This is a genomic window from Kitasatospora sp. HUAS MG31 (assembly GCF_040571325.1).
Lineage (GTDB): Bacteria > Actinomycetota > Actinomycetes > Streptomycetales > Streptomycetaceae > Kitasatospora > Kitasatospora camelliae.
Genome location: NZ_CP159872.1, coordinates 7,016,799 through 7,039,421, shown reverse-complemented (window position 1 = coordinate 7,039,421; position 22,623 = coordinate 7,016,799). Strand labels below are relative to the sequence as shown.

The 22,623-nt window shown below is 75.9% G+C and carries 21 protein-coding genes and 1 pseudogene; 15 read left to right on the top strand and 7 right to left on the bottom strand.

Features of this window, described 5'->3' with window-relative positions; translation table 11 throughout:
• The first annotated feature begins 154 nt into the window (after nucleotides 1–154).
• Nucleotides 155–646, top strand: coding sequence for an Lrp/AsnC family transcriptional regulator (locus ABWK59_RS31710; RefSeq protein ID WP_354644100.1), 492 nt, complete (start codon nucleotides 155–157; stop codon nucleotides 644–646).
• A gap of 26 nt (nucleotides 647–672) precedes the next feature.
• Here ABWK59_RS31710 and ABWK59_RS31705 read toward each other — a convergent pair whose 3' ends face one another.
• The 4 genes from ABWK59_RS31705 to ABWK59_RS31690 form a co-directional block, all read right to left on the bottom strand.
• Nucleotides 673–1,332: a hypothetical protein gene (locus ABWK59_RS31705; RefSeq protein WP_354644099.1), complete on the bottom strand. Its 660-nt coding sequence runs from the start codon at nucleotides 1,330–1,332 to the stop codon at nucleotides 673–675.
• A gap of 61 nt (nucleotides 1,333–1,393) precedes the next feature.
• Complete coding sequence (locus tag ABWK59_RS31700) at nucleotides 1,394–1,660, bottom strand: hypothetical protein (protein ID WP_354644098.1); 267 nt, start codon at nucleotides 1,658–1,660, stop codon at nucleotides 1,394–1,396.
• Nucleotides 1,660–1,890 carry a hypothetical protein gene (locus ABWK59_RS31695; RefSeq protein ID WP_354644097.1) on the bottom strand — a complete coding sequence of 77 codons (231 nt, stop codon included), beginning with the start codon at nucleotides 1,888–1,890 and terminating at the stop codon, nucleotides 1,660–1,662. Before ABWK59_RS31695 ends, ABWK59_RS31700 begins: the two co-directional genes overlap by 1 nt.
• Before the next feature lie 136 nt (nucleotides 1,891–2,026).
• On the bottom strand, nucleotides 2,027–3,094 hold the full coding sequence (locus ABWK59_RS31690) for a hypothetical protein (RefSeq protein WP_420492879.1): 1,068 nt from the start codon (nucleotides 3,092–3,094) through the stop codon (nucleotides 2,027–2,029).
• A 422-nt stretch (nucleotides 3,095–3,516) separates the two neighbouring features.
• On the opposite strand from ABWK59_RS31690, the gene ABWK59_RS31685 reads away from it, so the two are divergent.
• From ABWK59_RS31685 to ABWK59_RS31655, 7 genes are all read left to right on the top strand, one after another.
• Nucleotides 3,517–3,699, top strand: a complete 183-nt coding sequence (locus ABWK59_RS31685) for a thiazolylpeptide-type bacteriocin (RefSeq protein ID WP_354644096.1) — start codon at nucleotides 3,517–3,519, stop codon at nucleotides 3,697–3,699.
• A gap of 58 nt (nucleotides 3,700–3,757) precedes the next feature.
• Nucleotides 3,758–3,940, top strand: coding sequence for a thiazolylpeptide-type bacteriocin (locus ABWK59_RS31680; RefSeq protein WP_354644095.1), 183 nt, complete (start codon nucleotides 3,758–3,760; stop codon nucleotides 3,938–3,940).
• 193 nt (nucleotides 3,941–4,133) lie between these two features.
• Nucleotides 4,134–6,806, top strand: a complete 2,673-nt coding sequence (locus tag ABWK59_RS31675) for a lantibiotic dehydratase (RefSeq protein ID WP_354644094.1) — start codon at nucleotides 4,134–4,136, stop codon at nucleotides 6,804–6,806.
• Between the two features lie 56 nt (nucleotides 6,807–6,862).
• Nucleotides 6,863–8,065, top strand: a complete 1,203-nt coding sequence (locus tag ABWK59_RS31670) for a hypothetical protein (protein WP_354644093.1) — start codon at nucleotides 6,863–6,865, stop codon at nucleotides 8,063–8,065.
• 23 nt (nucleotides 8,066–8,088) lie between these two features.
• Nucleotides 8,089–9,909 carry a hypothetical protein gene (locus ABWK59_RS31665; protein ID WP_354644092.1) on the top strand — a complete coding sequence of 607 codons (1,821 nt, stop codon included), beginning with the start codon at nucleotides 8,089–8,091 and terminating at the stop codon, nucleotides 9,907–9,909.
• Nucleotides 9,906–11,828: a TOMM precursor leader peptide-binding protein gene (locus ABWK59_RS31660; protein ID WP_354644091.1), complete on the top strand. Its 1,923-nt coding sequence runs from the start codon at nucleotides 9,906–9,908 to the stop codon at nucleotides 11,826–11,828. Before ABWK59_RS31665 ends, ABWK59_RS31660 begins: the two co-directional genes overlap by 4 nt.
• An 11-nt stretch (nucleotides 11,829–11,839) precedes the next feature.
• Nucleotides 11,840–13,519: a thiopeptide-type bacteriocin biosynthesis protein gene (locus ABWK59_RS31655; RefSeq protein ID WP_354644090.1), complete on the top strand. Its 1,680-nt coding sequence runs from the start codon at nucleotides 11,840–11,842 to the stop codon at nucleotides 13,517–13,519.
• A 6-nt stretch (nucleotides 13,520–13,525) separates the two neighbouring features.
• On the opposite strand, the pseudogene ABWK59_RS31650 reads toward ABWK59_RS31655, so the two are convergent.
• Nucleotides 13,526–13,762 (bottom strand): annotated as a pseudogene (locus ABWK59_RS31650) (aldehyde dehydrogenase family protein); the annotation flags it as partial.
• A gap of 93 nt (nucleotides 13,763–13,855) precedes the next feature.
• A complete protein-coding gene (locus tag ABWK59_RS31645; RefSeq protein ID WP_354644089.1) occupies nucleotides 13,856–14,257 on the bottom strand; it encodes a pyridoxamine 5'-phosphate oxidase family protein in 402 nt (133 codons plus the stop codon).
• Between the two features lie 148 nt (nucleotides 14,258–14,405).
• Here ABWK59_RS31645 and ABWK59_RS31640 point away from each other — a divergent pair, with 148 nt between their 5' ends.
• The 7 genes from ABWK59_RS31640 to ABWK59_RS31610 all read left to right on the top strand — a co-directional run bounded on the left by ABWK59_RS31640 (nucleotide 14,406) and on the right by ABWK59_RS31610 (nucleotide 21,480).
• Entirely contained in the window at nucleotides 14,406–15,857 is a 1,452-nt protein-coding gene (locus ABWK59_RS31640) for a DUF2252 domain-containing protein (protein WP_354644088.1), read from the top strand.
• Between the two features lie 143 nt (nucleotides 15,858–16,000).
• The gene (locus ABWK59_RS31635) at nucleotides 16,001–17,203 is read left to right on the top strand and encodes a cytochrome P450 (protein ID WP_354644087.1); all 1,203 of its coding nucleotides are present in this window, start codon (nucleotides 16,001–16,003) and stop codon (nucleotides 17,201–17,203) included.
• Nucleotides 17,200–17,439 carry a ferredoxin gene (locus ABWK59_RS31630; RefSeq protein WP_354644086.1) on the top strand — a complete coding sequence of 80 codons (240 nt, stop codon included), beginning with the start codon at nucleotides 17,200–17,202 and terminating at the stop codon, nucleotides 17,437–17,439. Before ABWK59_RS31635 ends, ABWK59_RS31630 begins: the two co-directional genes overlap by 4 nt.
• A gap of 136 nt (nucleotides 17,440–17,575) precedes the next feature.
• Nucleotides 17,576–19,057, top strand: coding sequence for a M1 family metallopeptidase (locus ABWK59_RS31625; RefSeq protein WP_420492958.1), 1,482 nt, complete (start codon nucleotides 17,576–17,578; stop codon nucleotides 19,055–19,057).
• A gap of 152 nt (nucleotides 19,058–19,209) precedes the next feature.
• Complete coding sequence (locus ABWK59_RS31620) at nucleotides 19,210–19,722, top strand: protein-tyrosine phosphatase family protein (RefSeq protein ID WP_354644084.1); 513 nt, start codon at nucleotides 19,210–19,212, stop codon at nucleotides 19,720–19,722.
• 194 nt (nucleotides 19,723–19,916) lie between these two features.
• The gene (locus ABWK59_RS31615; RefSeq protein WP_354644083.1) at nucleotides 19,917–21,167 is read left to right on the top strand and encodes an MFS transporter; all 1,251 of its coding nucleotides are present in this window, start codon (nucleotides 19,917–19,919) and stop codon (nucleotides 21,165–21,167) included.
• Between the two features lie 34 nt (nucleotides 21,168–21,201).
• Nucleotides 21,202–21,480, top strand: a complete 279-nt coding sequence (locus tag ABWK59_RS31610) for an acylphosphatase (protein ID WP_354644082.1) — start codon at nucleotides 21,202–21,204, stop codon at nucleotides 21,478–21,480.
• Nucleotides 21,481–21,519: 39 nt separating this feature from the next.
• Here the strand turns inward: ABWK59_RS31610 and ABWK59_RS31605 are convergent, their stop codons facing one another.
• Nucleotides 21,520–22,596, bottom strand: a complete 1,077-nt coding sequence (locus ABWK59_RS31605) for a hypothetical protein (protein WP_354644081.1) — start codon at nucleotides 22,594–22,596, stop codon at nucleotides 21,520–21,522.
• Nucleotides 22,597–22,623 lie beyond the last annotated feature (27 nt).

Below are 22,623 nucleotides of genomic sequence, written 5' to 3'. Positions count from 1 at the left end.
GTACGGCCGTCCGCCCCGGGGTCCGCACGGGCGTTCGGGGGGCCGGCGCCCGCAAGATTAGGGCTTTCGCCGGGGCAGGCGATTGCCACTTGTGCCCCCACGACCTAGGGTCCGGGGCAGGATCTGCCAGGAATCAGCCCGATCGGAGTGGAAAATGGACGCGGTGGACCTCCAGATCGTCCGGGAGCTGCAGCAGGACGGCCGGATCTCCAACCAGGACCTGGCCGACCGGGTCCGGCTCTCCCCCTCCCCGTGCCTGCGCCGGGTGCGCCGGCTGGAGGAGGCCGGGCTGATCCGCGGGTACACGGCGATCGTCGACCAGGCGGCGTTCGGGCTGCCGATCACCGTGTTCGTCCGGATCCGGCTGGAGCGGCACACCGCCGAGACGGTCCGGGTCTTCGAGGAGCACGTCGCCGGGATCGAGCACGTCCAGGACTGCTACCTGATGACCGGCAGCAGCGACTACCTGCTGCGGGTGGTGATCGAGAGCCTGGGGGCGTACGAGCAGCTGGTCCGGGACCGGGTGCACGCCATCCCGGGGATCGCGGCGATCGAGTCCAGCTTCGCCTACAGCCGGGTCAAGCAGTCGCTGGTCTACCCGCGCCCGACCCCGCCGAAGCCGACCCCCTGGACGGCCACCTCCTGACCCGAGCCACCTTGCGACCCGGGAGGTCAGTCGCCGACCGGCCAGCCCGCCGCGGCGACCGCCGCCGCAGCCCGATCGAAGGCGAGACCGGCGTGGAGCGCCGCGGCGATCCCGGGGGTCAGCGGGCTCCCGCCGAACAGCGCCCGGACGGCGGCGAGGTCGACCGGACGGTCGTAGTAGTGCTGCGCCCAGTCCCGGAAGGCCTCCGGGCCGCCGTCGGCCAGCAGGTGCAGCAGCCAGCCGGAGCCGTCCTCGGCCGGGTCGCCGCCCGGGTAGTCGATCTCCCCGGTCCGCCAGCCGTCGTCGCCCGGCTCCCGCCACAGGCAGAACGTGAACGCCGGCATCCCGTCGGCGGTGAAGGCCGGCTCGGCGGTCCACCGGGCCAGCGGGGCCGGGACGGAGTCCAGCACGCCCGGCCAGGGCCGGTCCTCGACGTACGGGCTCATGGGCGACTCGTGGTCGAAGCCGCGCAACAGGACGCCCTCGGGGCTGAACACCGCGTCGCACTCGTCGCCGGCACCGTTGCGCAGCGAGTACGCCTCCACGCCCTCGGCCCAGGCCGGGTCGAAGGCGTGGTAGCGGTAGCCGTCGGGGTTCAGCACGGCCTCGGCGGCTGCCATGGCGCGGCACTGGGCGCGCAGGTCGGCGGGCGCGGGCAGGGTGCGCAGCAGGTGCTCGGCGGTCATGCGGGCCAGTCAACCCGACGGCACCGACAGCGCCTCCCCGGGGCTCCCCCGAGCGGGCCGGTCAGCCGACCTCGAGGTAGGCGACCACGACGACGGTGCGCAGGGCGGTGACGTAGTAGATCAGCCGCACGGCGTCCACGTCGTCGGTGTACTGGCGCAGTTCGGGGACGGTACCGGGGATGACCGTGCCCATCGCCGGGTCCACCGAGAGGGCGGCGAGAGCCCGGTCGAGGGCGTGGATCTCGTCCGGGTCCGTGATGGCGCGGACCTGGGCCTCGGCGAGGGCGGTGAAGGCGACCTGGGCGCGGCGGCGGCGCTGACGGACCATCAGGCGGCGCGGTCCCGCCCGGCGGCCAGCGCGGCCAGCCGGCTGTCGCGGATGGTCTCCCAGGGGGTGCAGTCCTCGGCGCGGGGCAGGCCGTTCGCGGCGATGTCCTCCAGGGCGGCCGCCAGGTCGTCCGCCCTGGCCCGCTGGTCCGCGGCGTACGCCCGGACGGCGGAGGCGGATTCGGCGCTCAGCGCCTGGCGGTCGGCGGTGGGTGCCGGCTGGTCGGTCATCTCGCGCTCCCGGGGGTGTGGCCTGGCACCACGGTAGCGCCGCGGCGGCCGGGCCGTCGCGCGCGTTCACCGGATCCGCCAATCCGCCGTCCCCCGTTCGGGGTTCGAACGGGGCGGGCGGCCCGGCGGCCGGGTGTCACTTGGGCCGGCGGGCCTTGCGCAGCACGAACACCGCGCCGGCGGCGGCGATGGCGATCCACAGGGCGACGGAGGTGCTCGGCGGGCCGCCCGAGCCGGAGCCGTCGGTCGTCGCGCCGGGGCCGGCCGCGGCTCCCGGTGTGGTCGCCGGGCCGCTGCTCGGGGCGGCCGTCGGCCGGACGTCGTCCGGCAGTTGGTCGCCGGACAGCCGCACCTCCTTGACCGCGCTCCTCGCCCCCTCGGTGCCGTACAGCACCGAGCGGCCGTCCGCGGTGAAGGTCACCGACTCGCCCTGCCGCTGGAACGGCAGGTCGACCGGGCCGATCCGGGTCGGCTCGTTGTTGGCCCAGCGGTACATCGCCGCCCAGAAGTAGCCGCGCAGGATCAGCCGGCTGCCGTCCGGGGAGAACGCGCCGTCGGTCACCCAGGGCACGTCGGCGATCCGCCGGAAGGTGTTCACCCCGGTCGGCGAGAGCGCCTCCGGACCCTGGTACAGCCCGCCGGTGGACTCGTGCTTGCTGGCGATGTACACCCGCCCGGTGACCGGATGGACCATCAGCGCCTCGGCGTTGCGCGGCCCGTCCTCGTACCGCACCCGGAAGCGGGTGGCGTCCACCGTGCGGTCGCCGAGCTCGTCGGGCTCGGTGAAGCGGTAGATCCACACCTCCGGCCAGGTGCCGTCGAGGTTGTCGCCGATGTCGGCGAGGTAGAGCCGCCCGTCCGGGCCGAGCGAGATCGCCTCCGCGTCGCGGAGCTTCACCCCGCGCAGCGTGACGGTGGCCACGGTGCGGCCCTGCCCGTCGACGGCGTAGACGTACGGCCCGTCGTCGCTGTCGTTGTGGGTCCAGTACACGCCGGGATGGCGCCGGCTGGCCACGAGGCCGCTGGACTCGGTGATCCGCGGGTCGGTGATGGTGAAGTCCCCGTGCGGCCCCTCGGCCGCGGCGGCGGGCGGGGCCGCGGCGACCGGGCCGGCGACGACGGCGCCGAGCAGCAGCAGGGCGGCCCCTCCCGCGGCCAGCGCCCTGCCCGGGCGCCCCGGCCCGTCCGCCGTCCGTCCTCGCACCGCACACCCCCGTCGCCCTGCCGACACCACCCCACCAACCAACCACATGGGGCGGCCGGTCCACGAGCCGCACCCCCGCGCCACGGCGGTGCGGCACGCCGGGTGCCCGGCCGGTGGCGTTCCGTGACGGCGGTGCGCTGGGCGGTCCGGGCAGGTGAGCGGGGCGGGACCGGCCGGGCTCGGCGCCGTCTCCGCCCCGGCCTCGGCGGCGCTCCAGCGGCGCTCGGCCCGGGCTCAGGGGGCCGCGGCCAGCCTTGCGGAGCCTCACCGGGCCGCCCGATCCGCCCTCGGAGCTCGGCGACCCCGATGCCACAGGGCACCGGGACGGACCGGTCAGGCGCGGTTCCGCGGACCGCCGCACCACCGCCGGGAACCCCCGGCCCGTTCCGACCGGCACATCCCGACACCCCTGGGAGCACGCCATGTCCGACACCCCGAACGACCCGGACCTCGCCCTGCAGGACCTCGACCTCGACGAGCTCACCGTCACCTCGCTGCGCGACACCGCCGCGCTGCCCGAGACCGGTGCCTCCTGGGGCTCCTGTTCCTGCCAGGCCTCGTCCTCGTGCCAGCAGCCCCAGGTGATGGATCCGGTCCTGGGCTGACCGAGCCCGCCGCGACCGCTCCTCCACCGTCCCTGTTCACACACCCCGGGAGGCATCCATGACCGAACCCGTCATCCCCGCGAGCCTCGAACTGGCCGACCTCGACCTCGGCGAGCTCACCGTGACCTCCATGCGCGACACCGTCGCGCTGCCGGAGACCGGCGCCTCGAACAGCGGCAGCTCCTGCTCCTGCGGCTCCTCGTCCTGCGCCCACCCCCAGCTGCCCGACGTCCCGTACTAGGCCGCCCGTCCCGGACGGCCCCGGGGGCGCGGGGTGCTGCGCGCGGCGGACGGTCCGAGATGGACGCACGCCGCCGGCGCGGGCCACCCCCGCCACCCGCGGCGCGGCGCACCCGGCCACCCGCCCCGCGCAGCACCCCGTGCCCCCTTCCGGACCACCGCATCCCCACTCCCCTCCCGACGGGACGACCGCCATGCCGCAGACCCCAGGTCCCGCCGCGCCGGCCGCCGAGCGCGAGGCCGACCGGACGACCCCGCAGGCCGGGCGCTACCAGGTGAGCCCGGCACCGTACGCGCTGGCCCGCGCGACCGTGCTGCGCCACCCCGCGCAGCCGGCCGAGGGTGCGGCGTTCCGTGACGCACTGGCCCGGCTCACCGCCGTGGAGACCGAACTCGCCGCACTGACCGGGCCGTTGTGCGACGACCTGTACGCCGGCGCGGCCGGCCACGACCGGGAGTTCCAGCGCGCGGTGGTGCTGCCGCTGCGGCGTGCCGTCCACAACGGACGTGAACCGCGCCCAGCCCTGCTCGCCCGCCTGGGCGAGCTGCCCGCACGGGTGCCCCGGCTCGCCGCCTGGCTCGCCCTGCGCGCGGACCGGACCGCGCTGCTCGCCGCGCTCGACGACCGGGCCGACGCCGCGCTGGCCGCCGACCGTACGGCCCTGGCCGCGCTGTGCCGGGAGCCCGCGCTCGCCCGCGCCGTCGCCCTCACCAGCTCGGACCTGCTGCGCGCCGTCCAGCGGGCGGGCACCGGGGCGGCCGACCGGCGGGCCCGCAAGGAGGAGCCCGGCGTCCTGCGCTACGCCCTGCGGGCCAGCACCAAGACCAGCCCGCTGTCCTGGTTCACCGCCGTGGGCTGGGGACCGCTGTCCCCCGCGGCGCCCGGGCCCGCAGCACCCCCCGCCCCGCACGGCGTCCTGCCCGCGGAGCCGCTGAGCGCCCAGGTCACCGTGAACCGGGCCCTGGTCGGCGCGCTGACCGCCGCACTGCTGGCCGAGCCCCGCCGCCGTACCGCGCTGCCGCACCGGCTGACCAGCACCGGCCGGGTCGCCGACGGCCGGGTCGCCTACACCCGCGGCCGCGAGGTGTACGCCGGCGGGCGCTTTCTGGTGACCGGCGAGGAACAGGTGGAACTGGCCGCCGGACGCCCGCTGGAGCTGCTCGCCGGGCTCACCCAACCGCCCACGCCGCTCGACGAGTTGGCCTCCGGTCTGACCGCCGCCCTCGGCGCCGCCGCCGACCCGCGGACGGTCACCGCCTACCTGGACCGGCTCGTAGGAGCGGGCCTGCTGGTACCCGTCGACCCGGTCGACCCGCAGGACCGGGAGCCGCTCACCGCCCTCGCCGGCTGGCTGCGGACCTGGCCCGAGGACGCCGAACCGGCCGCCCGGATCGAGGAGATCGCCCGGGAGACCGCCGCCTTCGCCGCCGCCCCCGCCGACCGGCGGCCCGCGCTGCTGGCCGCGCTGGCCACCCGCTGGACCGATCTGCTCACGGACCTGGGCCGGCCCGGCCCGGAGGGCGTCGCCCCGCTCTCCGTGCTCGCCGAGGACGTGGTCGCCCCCGAACCGCTCCGGCTGGACGGCCTGCTCTCCACCGCCGACCACACCGCCCTCGCCGAACTCACCGCGCTCGCCGAACTCCTGGACCTCGGACCGCTGATGCGCCGGATCGCCCGCGACCGCTTCGTCGCCCGGTACGGCCCCGGCGGCGTGTGCGCCCACCCCTGGGAGTTCGGCGAGGACATCGCCCGGGCCTGGGAGGAGGCCGGCCGGCTCGCCTTCGCCGGCCCCGCCGACGGTCCGCTGCCCAGCGGGATCGCCGAACTCGCCGCACTCCGCGCGGAGTTGCTCGCTTCGATCGCCGCTGCCGGGTCGACGGCCGGTGAGGAACTGGTGCTCCCCGCCGAGGCCGTCACCGCTCTCGGCGACCGCCTCCCCGGCTGGGCGCTGCACCGGCCGGTCGGCTACGCCTTCTTCGTCCAGCGCGACCCGGCGGACGGGCTGCTCTGCGTCAACCACGTCTACGGCGGCTGGGGACGGTTCACCAGCCGCTTCCTGGACGCCCTCGACCCGGCCGCCACCGCCGAGGTGGCCCGGCAGATCCGCCGCGGCCTCGGCCCCGGAGCCCGGCCCGCCCAGATCCGGCCGGTCGGCGGCTTCAACGCCAACCTCCACCCGCGGCTGGTACCCGACGAGTTGGGGCCCGACCGCCACCACTCCACCCTCGGCGAGGGCGAGATCGACCTCGTCCACGACCCCGACGGCGACCAGCTCCGGCTCCGCCTGCGCGCCACCGGCGAACACCTCGACGTCCTGTACGCCGGCTTCCTGGCCCCGATCATGCTGCCGCAGCGGATCGCCGCCCTGCTCTCCGACCACCCGCACGGCGTGGTCGACTTCCGCGGGCTGGTCCCCCGACGGCCGCTGGAGGCCCCCGGCGGCCCGGTCCTGCACACACCCCGGCTGCGGCACCGGCACCTGGTCCTGCGCCGCCGCCGCTGGCAACTGCCCGGCGGCACCCTCCGGGCGCTGCGCGCCGAGCTGGCCGCCGACGGCGAGGTGCCGGCCCACACGGCCGCCCGCTGGCGCGCCCTGCTCGACCTGCCCGAACAGCTCTTCCTCCACCCGCTGCCCACCCCGCCCGCCGGCCGGCCCGCCGAGGACTTCATGGCGCAACTCCGGCAGCCGAAGCCGCAGTTCGTGGACCTCGGCAACGCCCTCCACCTGCGCTGCCTGGCCCGCTGGCTGGCCCGGTACCCGGAGGGCGCCGTCCTGGAGGAGGCCCTGCCCGCACCCGGCGGGCGGGCCGAACCCTTCCCGGCCGTCGAGCTGGTGGTCGAGACCTACCGCGCCGGGCGGCCGTGATGGCGGCGAACCGGCGGACGGTGCGATCCGCGAACGATCAGGAGGAGGTGGCGCCGATGCCGGCGGCATCCGGGAACCGGCCCGAGGTGGATCCGCGGGACGCCCGCGCACGCGACCTGGTCGCCTACTACCGGCACCCGGCCAAGGGACCCCTGCTGCGCGAGGCGGTCCTCCCGTACGCCGAGCGGTGCGCGGCCGAGGGGCTGACCGTCCACGTGGAGCGGCACTGGCTGCACGGCCCGCACCTGCGGCTGCGGATCGACGGACCGGCCGACCGCTGCGCGGCCGCCGCCGAGCGCGGCGCCGCCGAACTCCGCCGCTGGATTACCCGGCACCCGTCGGTCAGCGACCTCGACGAACGGGCCCTGCTCGACCGGGCCGCGGAGGCCGGACGGATCGAGCTGATCGCCCCGCCGTACGGCCCGCTGGTGCCCGACAACACCGTACGGATCGAGCCCGTGGACCGCGCCCCGCTGCGTGCCCTGATCGGCCCGGACGGTGTCGAGCTGCGCGACGAGCTGCTGGCGCTGGGGCTGGCTCCGCTGCGGTCCGGCTCGGCCTTCCTCGGCGAGCACGGCGACTCCCCGACCGCCCGGGTGCAGCTGGCCGTCGCCGCCCTCGCCGCGCACGCCGCCGCCCACCCCGGCGGACTGGTCGGCGGCCACTACTCCTTCGTCTCGCACCTGGAGGACTTCCTGGTCCACGACGACGCCGACGGGTCGCTGCGGGCGGCGTTCGAGCGGCGGTGGAAGAGCACGGGGCCGGCCGTCACCCGGCTGGTCGGGCGGATCGCCGAGGGTGGCGCCGTGGGCGGTGCCGAGGGTGGCGCCACCGGCGCCCTGGGCTGGGAACGCGACTGGGCCGCCTGGTCGGCCGGGGCCTGGCGGCTCACCGAGCGGCGGCACGCGGCCGGCGCCGACCTGCACGGCTTCCCGCTGGAGTACCGCGTCCGGGCCGCCGCCACCGGCGACGCGGGCGCGGTCGAGCGGTGGAACCAGGACATCCGCACCCGCTACAGCGAGTTCCACCGCCTGCTGCGGCGCTCCGACCCCGACGGGCGGATGTGGAGCCGCCCCGACTACCTCGTCTACCGGGCCTGCACCAACGCCCTCTACCGGCTGTTCACCGTCTGCGACGTGCGGCCCGTCGAGCGGTACCTGGCGGCGTACCTGGTGGTGCGGGCCGTCCCGGCGCTCACCGGGCACGACTGGCGGGAGGAGATCGGGCGGGTCATCGCGGCGGTGGAGCGGCTGTCTTGAGGGGCGGGGCGGAGGCGACGAGGGTGGGTGCTGTGGGAGTGGCGGAGGACGCCGTGGCCGGGCTGGCGGGTCTGCGGCTGCGGCCCGGGGTGGCGGTGACGCCGCTGCGCAACGGGCTCCATCTGCGCGGACGCCGCTCCTCCGTGACGCTGGAGGGCAGCACGGCGCTGCCCGCGCTCTGGCGGGCCCTGGAGGGTCCGCTGCGGACGGGCGACACCGGCCCGCTCACCGCCCAGGCCCCGCCGGGCTCACCCGTCCGGGCCGCCCTGAACACCGTGATCGGCCAACTGCGGGAGCACGACCTGCTGGTGGCCGCAGTCCCCGCACCCGACTGGCTCCTGGAGACGGCCGACCGTCCGGCGGAGGCCGCCGGCGCACTGGCCTCGACCGTGGTGGAGGTGGCCTGCGGGGACGTCTCCTCCTCGGCCTTGGCCGCGGCCTTGACCGTCTCGGCCGAACGGGCGCTGGCGGACTGCGGGTTGGCGAGTGTACGGCGGCCGCGGGCGGCCGGGCTCGGGGCCGGTCTGCTGGTGCTCACGGCCGGACGGTTCTCCGTGGCCGTGGGACGGGTGCACGGTTGCGGGTTCGTCACCCCGGTGGGCAGCGAGGAGCAGGCGCTGGCCGATGCGGCCGCGGTCGGCGAACGGCTGGAGCGGTCCGCGGGTGAAGGGCGGGCGGAGTCGGTGGTGACGTCGGTGCTGTTGGCCGGCGCGGCTGTGCAGCGGCTGGTGTGTGCGGTCGCCGGGCTGCCGGATCCCTCGGACGAGGGGGAGGATCCGCGGCTGTGGGCAGGACGTCCGGCTGTCCTGGTGGTCCGGGAGCGGCCGCTGCGGGCCGACTACCGGGTCTGGCTGGGGCCGGATTCGGTGAGTCCGGGGCGGCCTGGGCGGCCGTGGGCTGCTCCGGGGGATCTGCGGGAGGCGCTGCGGTGCGTGGAGGCGCTGGGCGACGAGTGGGTGGGGGTACTGGAGCCTGCGGTGCCGGGGGATCTTCCGCAGCTGCCGGCTGCGTTGGCCTCCTCCGGGGTCGGGGGCGGCGGGACGTCGCCGGGCGGGACGTTGCTGGCGGTGGGGCTGCGGGCTGACCTGGCGCGGCTGGATGCGGCCTGCCGGGCGGCGGAACTCCGCTTGGGGAGTGGGGAGTCCGCGGCGGCGGTGTGGGTGGGGGTGGATGCGGCGCACGCGTGGGGGCGGGCGTTGCGGGGGGCTGTGCTGGCGGGGTCGGCCGGTGCTGGATCGCCGCTCGGGGGTGAGGGCGGGGTCGATGGGCGAGTGACGGCTGGGTGGATGGCTGGGCGCGCCGTTCCCCGCGCCCCCGAAGGGCGCGACCTGCCGGCTGAGGCGGGTGGGCCGCAGGCGGGGCATTGGTGGGGGGTGCTGACCGAGCGGTTGGGGGTTGCGGCGTGGGTGGAGGTGGGGCGGCCGTTCGTGGGGGAGGAGGAGGTGTTCCTGGCCGTGGTGCGGGTGGGGGCGGGCCGGGTGCTCGGGTGGGCGGTGGAGGCGACGGCCGGGGATGCGGTGGCGTTCGCGGCGCTGACGGCGGTGGGCCGGGTGCAGGCGGACGCGGCCGGGGTGACGCCCGTGGTGGTGAACGCCCCGAGTGGGGCGTCGGCGCGGATCGCCGTGGCCGGGGTACGGCTCGCGGGCTGGGAGCACGAGGGGTGGACCACGGCGTGGCTGGCCGGGGTAGCCGAGCGCGAGCCGGAGTTCCGGGTGGCGCTGTTGCGCGCGACCGGGGTCCGGGCCGAGCCGGGGACGCCGCCGAGCGGGGATGCCCGGGCCGTGGCGTCCGCCCTGGACGGCTGCGGGTTCACCGTTCTGCGGACCGTGGGAGGCATCCGATGACGGCAACCGAGAGCCTCGGCGGAGCACTCGCCCGGCACGGCGTGACGGTCCTGGCCCCCGCGGAGGCCCTGGCGGGTGATGTCACCGGGCCCGCCGCGGTCCTGCTGGAGCGGTGGACGCTGGGCGTGGCGGAGGAGTTGAGCCGGGCGGCGCTGGACCGCCCGGTGCTGTGGGTGCCGGTGCGCTGCGACGGCGCGGTGACGGTGGTCGGCCCGGTGCTGCGGCCCGGCGCGCGGGCGTGCGTGAGCTGCGTGGAGTACCAGCGGTTGGCGTCCGCGGGTGGCCGGGTGCCGTGGCAGAGCCCGCGGATGGAGCTGGCCGGGGTCCCCTCCCCCGCGCTGGCGGAGGCGGTCGCCGCGGTGGCCGCTGAGCTGCTGGCCACCGACCGTACGGACGGCGCCGACCCGGCCGCCGACGGGGCGACCGTCCTGGTGGTCCACCACGGCCGGGCCACGTGGTCCGCGCACCGGGTGCGTCCGGTCGGCGGCTGCCCGGTGTGCCGGCCGCTGCCGGCGGACGGGCCCGAGGCGGCCCGGGTGCCGTGCGATCCGTGTCCGCTGCCGGATCCGCTGGTGCTGCGCGGCCCCAACTCCCGGACGGACGCGGCCGGTCTGCGCGCGGAGCTGTACGACGAGTGGTTCGGCCCGGTGCGCCGGCTGGCCCGGTCGGAGGACTCGGTGTTCAGCCTGACCAGCGCCCTGGTGACGGACGGCCGGCTGGTGGACGACGGCGGGTACGGTCGTGGGACGGACTTCGGGCGCAGCGAGCGGGTGGCGCTGTTCGAGGCGGTGGAGCGGCTGGCGGGGATGCGGCCGTTCGGGCGGCGGACGGTGGTCCGGGCCCCGTTCGCCGCGTTGGGCGCGGACCGGGCGCTGGACCCGGAGCGGCTGGGCCTGCCGGATCCGGTGTACCACGGCCATCCGGCGTCGCGGACCGTCCCGTACTCCCCCGACGTGGAGCTGGACTGGGTGCACGGCTGGTCGCTGACCCGCCGGGCGCCGCTGCTGGTGCCGGAGCACGTGGCGTACTGGGACGTGCCGGGCGCGGGCCGGCCGCGGGTGGTGTACGAGTCCTCGAACGGCTGCGGGCTGGGGAACAGTCCTCAGGAGGCGGTGCTGTACGGCCTGTTCGAGGTGGCGGAGCGGGACGCGTTCCTGATGGCGTGGTACGCGGCGGCGCCGCTGCCGCGGATCGCGGTGCCCGAGGACGACCCGGAGGTGGCGCACCTGGCCGACCGGGCGGCGCTGGCGGGCTATCCGCTGCGGCTGCTGGACGCCACCAACGACCTGGGGATCCCGGCGGTGCTGGCGGTCTGCCGGTACGAGGGCGACCGTCCGGACGCGCCGCGGGTGTTCCTGGCGGCGGGTGCGCACCACGACCCGCGGGCGGCGATCCGCTCGGCGGTGGCGGAGGTGGTGACCAACGTGTACGAGGCGCCCGGGCTGGCGGTGGCGCCGGACCGGCCGCGCGACCCGGCGCGGTTGCGCCCGCTGCTGGCCGAGCCGGAGCGGGTGCTCTCGCTGGACGACCACGTGGGGGTGAACACCCTGCCGGAGGCGGCGCCGCGGCTGGCGTTCCTGTTCGCCGACACCCCGGTGCGCACGGTGGCCGGGGCGTGGCCGGGGGCGCCGGAGCCGGTGGCGGACCTGACGGAGCTGCTGACGGGGCTGGTCGACCGGCTGGCCGGGCTGGGCCTGGAGGTGGTGGCCGTGCGGCAGGACGAGCCCGGGGTCCGCGACCGGCTCGGCCTGTACGCCGCGAAGGTGGTGGTGCCCGGTTCGCTGCCGATGACCTTCGGGCACGTCAACCGCCGTACCCGGGGCCTGCCCCGGCTGCTGGAGGTCCCGTACCGGCTCGGCCGCACCGCGCGACCGTTGCGGCCGGAGGACCTGGCCGTCCATCCGCACCCGTTCCCGTGAGGAGTCCCACCGTGACCGACCTTCCGGCGACCGCGCCCTGGCGGAGCCTCCACCTGTTCCTGCACTGCGGCACCGAGGACACCGACGCCGTGATCACCGAGGACCTGGCGCCGCTGCTGGACGGCTGGGTGGCCGGGGGCCGGGCGGCGGACTGGTTCTTCATCCGATACGGCGAGGGCGGGCCCCACCTGCGGGTCCGGGTCCGCGGCCTGGCCGCCGCCGATCAGGCCGAACTCGGCGCCGCACTGGAGCGGTTCGCCAAGGAGCGGCCGGCGGTGGCGGGGCCGTGGCCCTCCGGGCACGGCGAGCTGCGGGAGGTGCCGTACCGGCCGGAGACACAGCGGTACGGCGGTGCGGCCGCGCTGCCGGTGGCGGAGGAGGTGTTCGTCGCCTCGACCCGGACGGCGGTGACGGCGCTTCGCCGGCTGCCGTCCGGGGAGCAGCGGTTGGCGGTGGCGGCGGATCTGGCGCAGGCCACGGCGTTCGCGCTGGGGATGGACCGGCTGGCGGCGGCGGGGTGGCTGCGGCGGCTGGCGGCGGGCTGGCGGTGGGTGGAGGAGGTGGACCTGCTGCCGGGTTCGGTGGTGCACGCCAAGGTGAACGCGGTGTTCGCCGGGCAGCACCGGGCGCTGGTGCAGCGGGCGGAGGCGGTGCGGGAGGTGCTGGCGCGCGGGGCGGCGCAGCCGTGGCTGGCGGCGTGGGCGGAGGCGGTCCGGGAGGCGGACGGGCGGCTGCGGGCGGCGGCGGACGTCCGGGAGGGTGGGCTGCCGTGGGTGTGGTCCTCCCAACTGCACATGCTGTTCAACCGGTTGGGGGTGACGCCGGACGAGGAGCGGGCGGTGTGCCGGCTGGCGGCGCGGGCGCTGATGGACGGTGGTGAGCCGCCGTCGTTCTTCCCGGTCGGGCACCGGGCGCCGGACCGGCAGTACCTGGAGCGCAGCAAGTTCCAGATCGGGCGCACCGAGGACACCGCGCTGCGGTCGGCGCCGCCGCGCCGGGAGGTGCCGGGCCTGCCCGAACTCGCGCTTCCGGCGGGGCCGTTGCCGGAGGTGTCGCTGGCGTCGGTGCTGGCCTCGCGCCGCTCGGCGCGGGGGCGGCTGACCGGCCCGCTGGACGCGGCGGGCCTGGGCACGCTGCTGTGGTCGGCGCACGCCGAGAGCCACCGTTCCGAGCAGCGGCTGGTGGACGGGTCGGTGCGGCCGCTGCGGCACCGGGCGTACCCGAGCGCGGGGGCGCTGTACACGGCCCGGCTGCGGCTGTTCGCCTTCGCGGTGGACGGGGTGCCGCCGGGCACCTACGAGGTGGCGCCGGAGCGGCGGGCGCTGCGGCGGATCGGCCCGGCGCCGGAGCCGGCGGAGCTGAGGGCGCTGTCCTCGTACCTGTCCCGCCCGGAGGGGGATCCGGACGGGATCGGGGTGGAGGAGGTCCCGGCGGTGCTCGGCCTGTACCTGGACCTCGGCCAGTTGCGGCAGCGGTACGGTCTGCGGGCGCTGCGGCTGGGCCTGCTGGAGGCGGGCCACCTGGCGCAGGCGCTGGTGCTGACGGCGACCGCCCTGGAGCTGGGCACCGGCACCCTGGGCGGGTTCCACGACGACCTGGCGCACGAGCTGTTCGGCCTGGACGACCTGGACCAGCCGCTGCAGTACCTGATGCCGGTGGGCCGGGCGGAGGCGGACGGCGTGCCGGGCTGAGGCCCAGAACTTCAGGGACCTGGTCTGCAGGAACTCGCCCAGGCCGTGCCGGCCGAGCTCCCGCCCGACGCCGGAGGCCTTGTAGCCGCCGAACGGTGCCAGCGGGTTGAACCAGCCGCCGTTGATGTCGACTGGCCGGTGTCCATCCGCAGGGCGAAGGCCACGGCGGTCTCCTGGTCGGCCGCCCAGACGCCGCCGCCGAGGCCGTACGGGGGTGCCGTTGGCGATCTCCAGGGCGTGTTCCCGCGCGACAACGGAAGGGCACACGCCGCACCCTCCCGCCGCGCGCAAGTCCCCGCGGCCCCGTCGGCTTGCCCGGCTACCGGAGACCCGCCGTCAGGCGTTCCCCATCGCCCGGTCCACCGTGATCTCGATCACCACCCGCAGCGGGTTCTCCCGCGGCGTCCGGTACCGCTCCGTGTACCGCCGCACCGCCTCCGCCACCTGCTCCGGCTCCTCCCGGATGACGGCCCGCCCCTCCAGGGTGGCCCACCGGGCCCGGTCCACCTGGCAGACGGCCACCCGCAGCCCCTGCTCCCCCGCCGCCAGGACGTTCCGCACCTTGCGGCTGCCCCGCCCGCTGATCACCCGCGCGATGCCGGTCTCCGGGTCGAAGGTGGAGCCGACCGGGACGACGTGCGGCGTGCCGTCCGGCCGCAGCGTGGTCAGGGTGCACAGGTGCCGCTCCTGCCAGAAGGCCAGGTAGGTGTCGCCGAGTGCGCGGATGTCGTGAGCCATACCGGCATGCTACGGCCGCCCCGTCGGCCCGCCTCGACCGGCCCGGACCGCCGACCGGTACGGTTTCCCGGATCGCCGCCCGGATCGATCTGGCACCGCCGGCACCCGCCAGGGAACCGTCGCGCCCCGGCCGGCGTCCGTGGGTGGCATGCGAGCGGATAGGAGTCCGGCGGTGGGGTTGGCTGAGGTGGCGGTCGAGGGCGTCGGGGGCGGGGCCCGGAAGCTGGCGGTGGCGGGGTTCGCGCCCTGGCCGCCGGAGGGGTCGGCCAAGCAGCGCGGCAAGGCGCTGCGCGAGCGCACCCCCCGCGAGGCCCACGGGCGGTTCGAGACCGCGGCCGGCCGGCCGGATGTGGTGGCGGCGGTGGAGGAGGCCAACGCCGGGCGGCTCGAGCACCTGGTGCCGATAAGGATCGGGCGGATGGCGGCCTCGCCGTTCGCGTTCCTGCGCGGTTCGGCCGGGCTGATGGCCCATGACCTGGCGGCCACCCCGACCAGTGGGGTGGTGGCCCAGCTGTGCGGTGACGCGCACGCGGCCAACTTCGGCCTGTACGGCGACCCGCTGGGCCGGCTGGTGATCGACATCAACGACTTCGACGAGACCGTGCCCGGCCCGTGGGAGTGGGACCTCAAGCGGCTCGCCGCCAGCCTGGTGCTGGCCGGCCGCCAGGCGGGGGCGGACGAGCAGGTGTGCAGGAAGGCCGCCTTCGACGCGACCGCCTCCTACCGGCGGACCATGAAGCGGCTCGCCAAGCTGTCCGCGATGGACGCGTGGAACGCGGTCGCCGACCAGAGCCTGGTGAGCTTCGCCGAGGCGCACGACCTCACCGACGTGCTGGCGGCGGTCTCCGAGAAGGCGCTGCGCAACACCAGTGCCCGGTTCGCGGCCAAGTCCACGGTCCGGCTGGAGGACGGGTCCTGGCGGTTCGCGGCGGCCCCGCCGGTGCTGAGCGAGGTGTCCGACGCCCGGGCCGAGGCGGTGGCGGCCTCCCTCGGCGACTACCTGGAGACCGTGGCGCCGGAGATGCGGCCGCTGCTGGCCCGGCACAGCGTGCAGGACGTGGCGTTCCGGATCGTCGGCACCGGCAGCGTGGGCACCCGCTCGTACGTGGTGCTGCTGCTGGACCAGCGGGAGCAGCCGCTGGTGCTGCAGGTGAAGGAGGCCCGGCCGTCGGTGCTGCTGCCGCACCTGGCCCGGGCCGGGTTCCCGGTGCGCGAGCCCGCGGGGCACGAGGGCCGCCGGGTGGTGCTCGGCCAGCTGCGGATGCAGGTGGTCAGCGACGTGCTGATGGGCTGGACCACGGTGGAGGGACTCCCCTACCAGGTACGGCAGTTCCGCAACCGCAAGGGCAGTGTGGACCCGGGCGCGCTGCGGCCGAACCAGCTGGACGACTACGGCCGGCTCACCGGCGCGCTGCTGGCCCGGGCGCACTCGCACACCGCTGACGCGGCCGTGATCGCCGGGTACTGCGGCAAGGACGACGCACTGGACGAGGCGCTCTCCCGCTTCGCGGTGGCGTACGCGGACCGCAGCGAGGCGGACCACGCGGCGCTGGTGGCGGCCATCCGGTCCGGACGGCTGCCCGCCGAGAACGGAATCTGATGATCCTCTGACGGGTCGTCAGTCCTGCGGCGGGTGGGGCCCGATGGCTGGTTTGCGTCCTAACGCACGGCGCTCCGTCCCCGTACGGTCGGTTCCGGGTGCTGTTCCCGCAGCACCCGGGCCGCACACCGCCAGGAGGACGGATGACCACCGAGCAGCGCCCGGCACCCGACGCCCCGCTCGCTCCGCTGCACTGCCTCAGGCTGGCCGAGCCGGGACCGCCCCGGCTGGCCGCCCTGCCCACCGGCACCCCGGTGTGGCTGGTGACCCGGCACGCCGACGTCCGCCAGGTGCTCACCGACCCGAGAATCGGCCGGGCCACCCTGTACGCGCCGGACGCGCCTCCGATCACGACCACCCCGAACCTGCTGGACGACCCGGACAGCCTGCTGAACAGCGACGGCGCCGACCACCAGCGGATCCGCCGGACCGTCCAACGTGCTTTCACGCCACGGGCGATAGCCCGCTGGCGGCCCTGGGTGGCCTCGGTGGTGGACGGCCTGCTCGACGGGCTGGAGGAGGGCGGCTCGCCGGCCGACGTGATCGCCGCCTTCAGCCGTCCGCTGCCGGTGGCGGTGATCTGCCGGCTGATGGACCTGGAGGGGATGGACCTCGACCGGCTCGCCCACTGGAGCGACCACGCGCTCTCCGCCAGCGCCTACCCGGCGGAGGAGATCGCCACGGCCATGCGGGAGTTCGGGGCGTTCGGCCACCAGCTGGTGCTGGCCCGGCGCAAGGACCCGGGCGAGGACCTGGTCAGCAGCCTGGTCCAGGCGGCGGACCAGGACGGCTCCATCACCGAGGAGCAGCTCACCTCGCTGGTGATCGGGCTGGTGGTGGCCGGGCACGAGACCACGATGACCAGCCTGGGCAACGCACTCGTGTACCTGCTGGCCGAGGACCGCGAGGCGTGGCGGCGGATCGGCACCGACGAGGAGAGCGCGGCGGCCGCCACCGAGCAGTTGCTGCGGTCCGTCCCGCTGGGCGACGCCACCGAGTTCCCGGGGCTGCTGCGCCGGGCGGTGCAGGAGGTGGAGATCGGCGGGGTGGTCATCCCGGCAGGTGCCGTGGTGGCCGCCGACACCCGGACCGCCAACCGGGACCCGGAGGTCTACCCGGACGGGTCGACCGACCTGTTCGCCCCGATCGGCACCCCGAGCATGACCTTCGGGGCCGGCCCGCACCACTGCCTGGGCGCCTGGCTGGCCCGGATGGAGCTGGAGCTGGGCCTGCACCGGCTGGCGCAGCGGCTGCCCGGGCTGCGGCTGGCGGATCCGGTGGAGGCCATCGACTGGCGGCGCGGCCTGCTCACCCGCAGCCCGCAGAGCCTGACGGTGGTCTGGTGACCGCCGCCGAGGGCGCCCTGGACGTCCGGGTGGACCGGTTCCGCTGCGTGGGCACCGGGCAGTGCGCGGCGCTGGCGCCGGCGGATCTGGCGCTCGGGGCGGACGGCCGGGCCCGGCCGCTGGGCGGGACGTCGGAGCTGTCCGGGGAGCTGGCCGACGCGGCCGAGATGTGCCCGACCGAGGCGATCAGCGTCCACCGCCGGGCCACCGGGGAGCGGCTCGCTCCGGAGGGGTGAACCCCCGCCAACACCAGCTTTCTTTACATGAACATTTCATAACAGCCGCACATCCGGGCGGGCGGGGACCGGGGACCTGGCATACCGTCAACTGTCCCTGTCCCCGCTCGTACCGGAGGATCCCGTGCGCAAGAGGATGATCACGGCCGCCGCCGCAGCAGCCACCTTGCTGCTCCTGGCCGACCCCGCCGCGGCGGCCGCCCCGACCCCGGGCGCCGCCGGCGCCGGGGACGCCTACTACCCGACGTACGGCAACGGCGGCTACGACGTCTCGCACTACGACATCCGGCTCAGGTACCAGCCGGAGACCGACCAGCTCCAGGGCACCACCACCATCCTCGCCACCGCCACCGAGAACCTCTCCCGGTTCAACCTGGACTTCGCCCTCGACGTGGACGAGGTCCTGGTCAACGGCCGCCCCGCCGCCTACAGGTCGACCGGCGAGCAGGAGCTGGAGGTCACCCCCGCCGCACCGCTCGCCCGGGGCAGCCGGGCCACCGTGGTCGTCCGCTACCGCGGCGTCCCCTCCAAGACCGTCCGCTACGGCTTCAACGCCTGGCTGCGCACCCCCGACGGCGGCGTGATCGCCGGCGAGCCCGAGGGCGCCTGGTGGTGGTTCCCCAGCAACGACCACCCCTTCGACAAGGCCACCTTCGACGTCTCCGTGGCCGTCCCGGACGGCACCCAGGCGATCAGCAACGGCACCCTGGTCTCCCAGCGCTCCGAACTCGGCTGGACCCGCTACAACTGGCGCCAGACCAAGCCCCAGGCCACCTACCTCGCCACCCTCGCCGTCGGGAAGTTCGACATCACCACCGGCACCAGCCCCAGCGGCATCCCCGTGGTCAACGCCTACAGCAAGGACCTCGGCGACAACGACGGCGCCGCCCGCGCCAGCGTCGAGCGCACCGGCGAGATCGTCGACTGGCTCAGCGGCTACCTCGGCCCGTACCCCTTCACCTCCGCCGGCGGCTACGTCCCCAACGTCACCACCCGCTACGCCCTGGAGAGCCAGACCCGGGTCTTCTACAGCCCCCGGCAGTTCGCCAACGGCTCCAACACCTCCGTGGTGGTCCACGAGCTTGCCCACCAGTGGTACGGCGACAGCGTCTCCGTCCAGCGGTGGAGCGACATCTGGCTGAACGAGGGCTTCGCCCGGTACGCCCAGTGGCTCTGGTCCGAGAGCGAGGGCGAGGGCACCGCCCAGGAACTCGCCGACTGGGTCTACGCCTCGCACCCCGCCGAGGACCCGTTCTGGACCGTCAAGCCCGGCGACCCCGGCCCCGACGAGCAGTTCGCCCTCCCCGTGTACGACCGCGGCGCGGTGGCCGTGCACGCCCTGCGGAACACCGTCGGCGACCAGAAGTTCTTCGAGATCCTGCGCGGCTGGCCCGCCGAGCGGCGCTTCGGCAACGCCACCGTCGCCGACTTCCGCGCCTACGCCGAGAAGACCGCCGGCCGCTCCCTCGCGGAGGTCTTCGACACCTGGCTGTTCACCGCCGCCAAGCCCGCCGCCCCCACCGTCCCCACCGGCTCGGTCGGCTTCGCCGCCCGCACCACCGCGCCCACCGAGCCCCGCTCCTGGCAGAAGATCCAGGCCGCCACCCACGAGCACTGACCCCGCGTAGGGCGCGGGGACCCGCGCGACGACGGAGGGCGACGCCCGTCACCCGTCCCACCGCGCCGGGCTCCCCGCGCCCCACGGAACGCCCCGCGAACACCCCGGGAACGCCCTGCCCCGCCCCGCCGCTGGTCCGCCGGGAGGCTGTCATGAGGACACGTCAGAAGGACCGCGGCACGCCCGGACCCGAGGAACCGTGGAACGAGATCACCACGGGCCTCTGGATGGGCGGCCACCACTGGACGGACCGCACCGGAGAACTCCAGCCCGCGGTCGTCCACCGCCAGTTCGACCTCGTCGTCAGCCTGTACTCCCGCCCCGGCCACGGCCCCGACCCGGACGTCCCGCACCTGGTCGGCGAGATGCCCGACGGCCCGCTGACCGCCGAACAGCTCGGTACCGTCCAGGAGTTGGCGCAGGCCACCACCGCCGCCCGGCAGGCCGGCCGGACCGTCCTGGTCCGCTGCCACTCCGGCTACAACCGCTCCGGCCTGGTGGTCGCCCAGACCCTGCTCCACCTCGGCCACGACCTGGAATCCGCCGCCGCCCTCATCCGCCGCCGCCGCTCCCCCTGGGCCCTCAACAACCCCCTGTTCACCGACTACCTCACCATCGGCCTCGACACCGCCCGCCTCCTCACCGGCCTCGACGAACCGGTCTGACCCCGCCCGACCCCTGGGAGCTGCATACCCTGATCGCCGAGCTCCCCGGGGCCACCGTCCTGGTCCAACCTCGCTGCCCCTACTGACCCGTACCGCCGTCCGCCCCCGGCGGGCCGGGAAATCCGGGTGCGGACCTTCCGCTCGCTCGCCTACGCTCGCGGGCTTCGGCGGGTGGACGGGAACGGGGCAGGCGGATGGCCGGGCTGGGCAGGAACTTCAACACGCTGTGGGCGGCGGCGACCGTCTCCAACGTCGGCGACGGCATCGCCGCGGCCGCGGCCCCGCTGCTGGTGGCCTCGCTCACCACCGACCCGGTCCTGGTGGGTATGGCGATGTTCGCCCAGCAGCTGCCCTGGCTGCTGTTCTCCCTGATCAGCGGCGTGGTCGTGGACCGGATCGACCGCCGCCGGCTGATCGTGGCGATGAACGCCACCCGCGCCGTGCTGGTCGGCGCCCTCGCGCTGGCGGTCTACGCGGAGGCGGTGTCCATCCCGCTGGTGTACGCGGTGGGCTTCCTGCTGGGCTGCTGCGAGACGCTCGGGGACAACGCCTCCGCGGCGATGATCCCCACCGTGGTCGCCCCCGAGGACCTGCCCCGGGCCAACGCCCGCCTGCAGAGCGCGTTCTACGTGGTCAACAAGTTCGCCGCCCCGCCGCTGGGTGCCGCGCTGTTCGGCATCGCGGCGGGCCTGCCGATCGGCGTCAACGCGGTCTCCTTCGCCCTCGCCGCCCTGCTGATGTCCGCCCTGCGCGGGGTCGGCCGGGAGCGGCCCGCACCCGCCGCGGAGCGCGGCTCGGTCCGGGCGGACATCGCGGACGGCGTGCGCTGGCTCTGGCACCAGCCCGCGATCCGCACCCTCTCCCTGGTGCTCTGCCTGATGAACGTCACCCTGTTCTCCTGCTTCTCCACCCTGGTCCTGTACTGCCGCGAGCACCTCGGCGTCTCCGAGCTCGGGTACGGCGTGATGCTCACCGTCAGCGCGGCGGGCGGCCTGGCCGGTTCGCTGGTGGCGCCGTGGCTGCAGGCCCGGTTCAGCACCTCCACGCTGCTCCGGGCCGGCCTGGTGGTCGAGTCGCTGACCCACGTCGGCCTGGCCCTCGCCGGGACGGCCTGGGTCGCCGCCGCCGTGCTGCTCGCCTTCGGCGCGCACGCCTCGGTGTGGAACTCGGTGGACGCGACGCTGCGCCAGCGGGCCGTCCCGGACGAGCTGCGCGGGCGGGTCACCAGCGTGTTCATGACGGTGGTGGTCGGCGGGGCGGCCGTCGGCGCCGCGATCGGCGGCCCGCTCGCCGCCCGGCTCGGGATCACCGGACCGTACTGGGTGGCGGCCACGGTCATGGGGGCGCTGACCGTCCTGGTCTGGCGGCCGTTCGGGCGGCGGATGGCCGTACCGGAGCCGGTGGCCGTGTCGGCGGCGCCCGCACCGGTCGTCGGTGCGGTATAGCGGTATCGCCGTACCACCGAGGTGAGGGCTGAGGATGATCCGTCGTCGTGTGCTGGTGTCCGGAGTGGTCCAGGGCGTGTTCTTCCGTGACTCCTGCCGGCAGGAGGCGGTCCGGCACGGGGTCACCGGCTGGGTGCGGAACCTGCCGGACGGCCGGGTGGAGGCCGTCTTCGAGGGCACACCCGACGCCGTCGACCGCCTCCTCGCCTGGGCCCGCCGCGGTCCCAGCCGCGCCGTGGTCGAGGCCCTCCACACCACCGAGGAACCCCCCGAGGGCCTCACCGCCTTCGAGGTCCGCCCCACCGACTGGTGAACCCCGGCGCACCTGGCAGGCCCCGACACCCTGCAGACCTCAGCTCAGCGCCGGGTACCCCGGGAGGCGGGGGAGGTCCCAGCCGGACGCCACCTTCTCCAGCAGCCGCCGCATCGTCTCCGCGTACGCGGGGAACTCGACTCCCGTCACCGCCTCCGCCGTCCGCCACCGGTGGGCCAGGACCTGCCCCGCCGAGGCGACCGGCCGCCGTGAGCGGTGCATCGCCTGCTCCGGCGGGTAGTTGGTCAGCCGGGTCGTGGCGTTGACCGTCCAGGCGGCGACGGCCCTGCGGACCCCGGCCTCCCAGACCGCGTCCTCGGCCAGCGCGGGGAAGACCCCGGTGACCTCCGCCCGGTAGGTGTCCTCGATCTCCTGGGCGAGCTGCTCGGGCAGCTCGAACACGCACCAGCAGGTGGAGAACGGCATCCGGCAGTACGCGGCGGTCAGGAAGACCGACTGGTAGCCGCAGGTCTCGAAGTCGATCAGTTCCAGGCCCTGCGGGGTGATCAGGTTGTTGTCGGGGCAGGTGTCACCGGGGGTGAAGCCCTGGTACGGGTCGTCGGTGATCCCGGCGATCTCGGCGAGTTCCCCGGCCAGGCCGGGCGGGGCGTCGACGCCGAGTCGGGCGAGCACCGGCCACAGCTGCTCGGTGGCCTTCTCGACCCAGCGCTCCTCGCTCCACAGCGGCCGGCCCCCGGCGTACCGCTCGGTGGCGCGGACGAACTCCTCGCGGTGGCCGACCGAACCGGCGGCGAGCCGGCCGAGGCCCCTGGACCAGGCGAGCAGGGCGTCGACGGCGGCCTTGGGGTCGTCGCCGAGCAGCAGGTCGGCCAGGGTCGGGGCGGTGCCCAGGTCGGCCATCACCAGCAGCGGACGGGCGGCGTCCGGGGCGACCCCGAGCAGCCGCGGTCCGGCGAGGCCGAGCGCCAGTCCGGCGGCCTCGGCGCCGAACCCGCGCAGGCTGTCCGGCTCAGGTTCGAAGGCCTTCACCACCACCGTCCCGCCCTCGTCCGTCCGGCAGCGCAGCACCGTGCTGCGGGGGCTGCCGCCGAGGTCGACCGGGTCGTGGAGCCGGGTGCCGAGCAGGTCACCGGCCGTCCGCAGAGTCTCGTCCATCCCGGCATCCTCCCAGCCGGCCCCTCC

What these genes read in the sequence shown, in the direction of transcription:
- ABWK59_RS31710 (WP_354644100.1), top strand. Translation starts at nt 155, where the DNA reads ATGGACGCGGTGGACCTCCAGATCGTCCGGGAGCTGCAGCAGGACGGC.
- ABWK59_RS31635 (WP_354644087.1), top strand. Translation starts at nt 16,001, where the DNA reads ATGACCACCGAGCAGCGCCCGGCACCCGACGCCCCGCTCGCTCCGCTG.
- ABWK59_RS31695 (WP_354644097.1), bottom strand. Translation starts at nt 1,890, where the DNA reads ATGACCGACCAGCCGGCACCCACCGCCGACCGCCAGGCGCTGAGCGCC.
- ABWK59_RS31645 (WP_354644089.1), bottom strand. Translation starts at nt 14,257, where the DNA reads ATGGCTCACGACATCCGCGCACTCGGCGACACCTACCTGGCCTTCTGG.
- ABWK59_RS31615 (WP_354644083.1), top strand. Translation starts at nt 19,917, where the DNA reads ATGGCCGGGCTGGGCAGGAACTTCAACACGCTGTGGGCGGCGGCGACC.
- ABWK59_RS31605 (WP_354644081.1), bottom strand. Translation starts at nt 22,596, where the DNA reads ATGGACGAGACTCTGCGGACGGCCGGTGACCTGCTCGGCACCCGGCTC.
- ABWK59_RS31675 (WP_354644094.1), top strand. Translation starts at nt 4,134, where the DNA reads ATGCCGCAGACCCCAGGTCCCGCCGCGCCGGCCGCCGAGCGCGAGGCC.
- ABWK59_RS31705 (WP_354644099.1), bottom strand. Translation starts at nt 1,332, where the DNA reads ATGACCGCCGAGCACCTGCTGCGCACCCTGCCCGCGCCCGCCGACCTG.
- ABWK59_RS31700 (WP_354644098.1), bottom strand. Translation starts at nt 1,660, where the DNA reads ATGGTCCGTCAGCGCCGCCGCCGCGCCCAGGTCGCCTTCACCGCCCTC.
- ABWK59_RS31670 (WP_354644093.1), top strand. Translation starts at nt 6,863, where the DNA reads ATGCCGGCGGCATCCGGGAACCGGCCCGAGGTGGATCCGCGGGACGCC.
- ABWK59_RS31625 (WP_420492958.1), top strand. Translation starts at nt 17,576, where the DNA reads ATGATCACGGCCGCCGCCGCAGCAGCCACCTTGCTGCTCCTGGCCGAC.
- ABWK59_RS31610 (WP_354644082.1), top strand. Translation starts at nt 21,202, where the DNA reads ATGATCCGTCGTCGTGTGCTGGTGTCCGGAGTGGTCCAGGGCGTGTTC.
- ABWK59_RS31640 (WP_354644088.1), top strand. Translation starts at nt 14,406, where the DNA reads ATGCGAGCGGATAGGAGTCCGGCGGTGGGGTTGGCTGAGGTGGCGGTC.
- ABWK59_RS31680 (WP_354644095.1), top strand. Translation starts at nt 3,758, where the DNA reads ATGACCGAACCCGTCATCCCCGCGAGCCTCGAACTGGCCGACCTCGAC.
- ABWK59_RS31660 (WP_354644091.1), top strand. Translation starts at nt 9,906, where the DNA reads ATGACGGCAACCGAGAGCCTCGGCGGAGCACTCGCCCGGCACGGCGTG.
- ABWK59_RS31685 (WP_354644096.1), top strand. Translation starts at nt 3,517, where the DNA reads ATGTCCGACACCCCGAACGACCCGGACCTCGCCCTGCAGGACCTCGAC.
- ABWK59_RS31620 (WP_354644084.1), top strand. Translation starts at nt 19,210, where the DNA reads ATGAGGACACGTCAGAAGGACCGCGGCACGCCCGGACCCGAGGAACCG.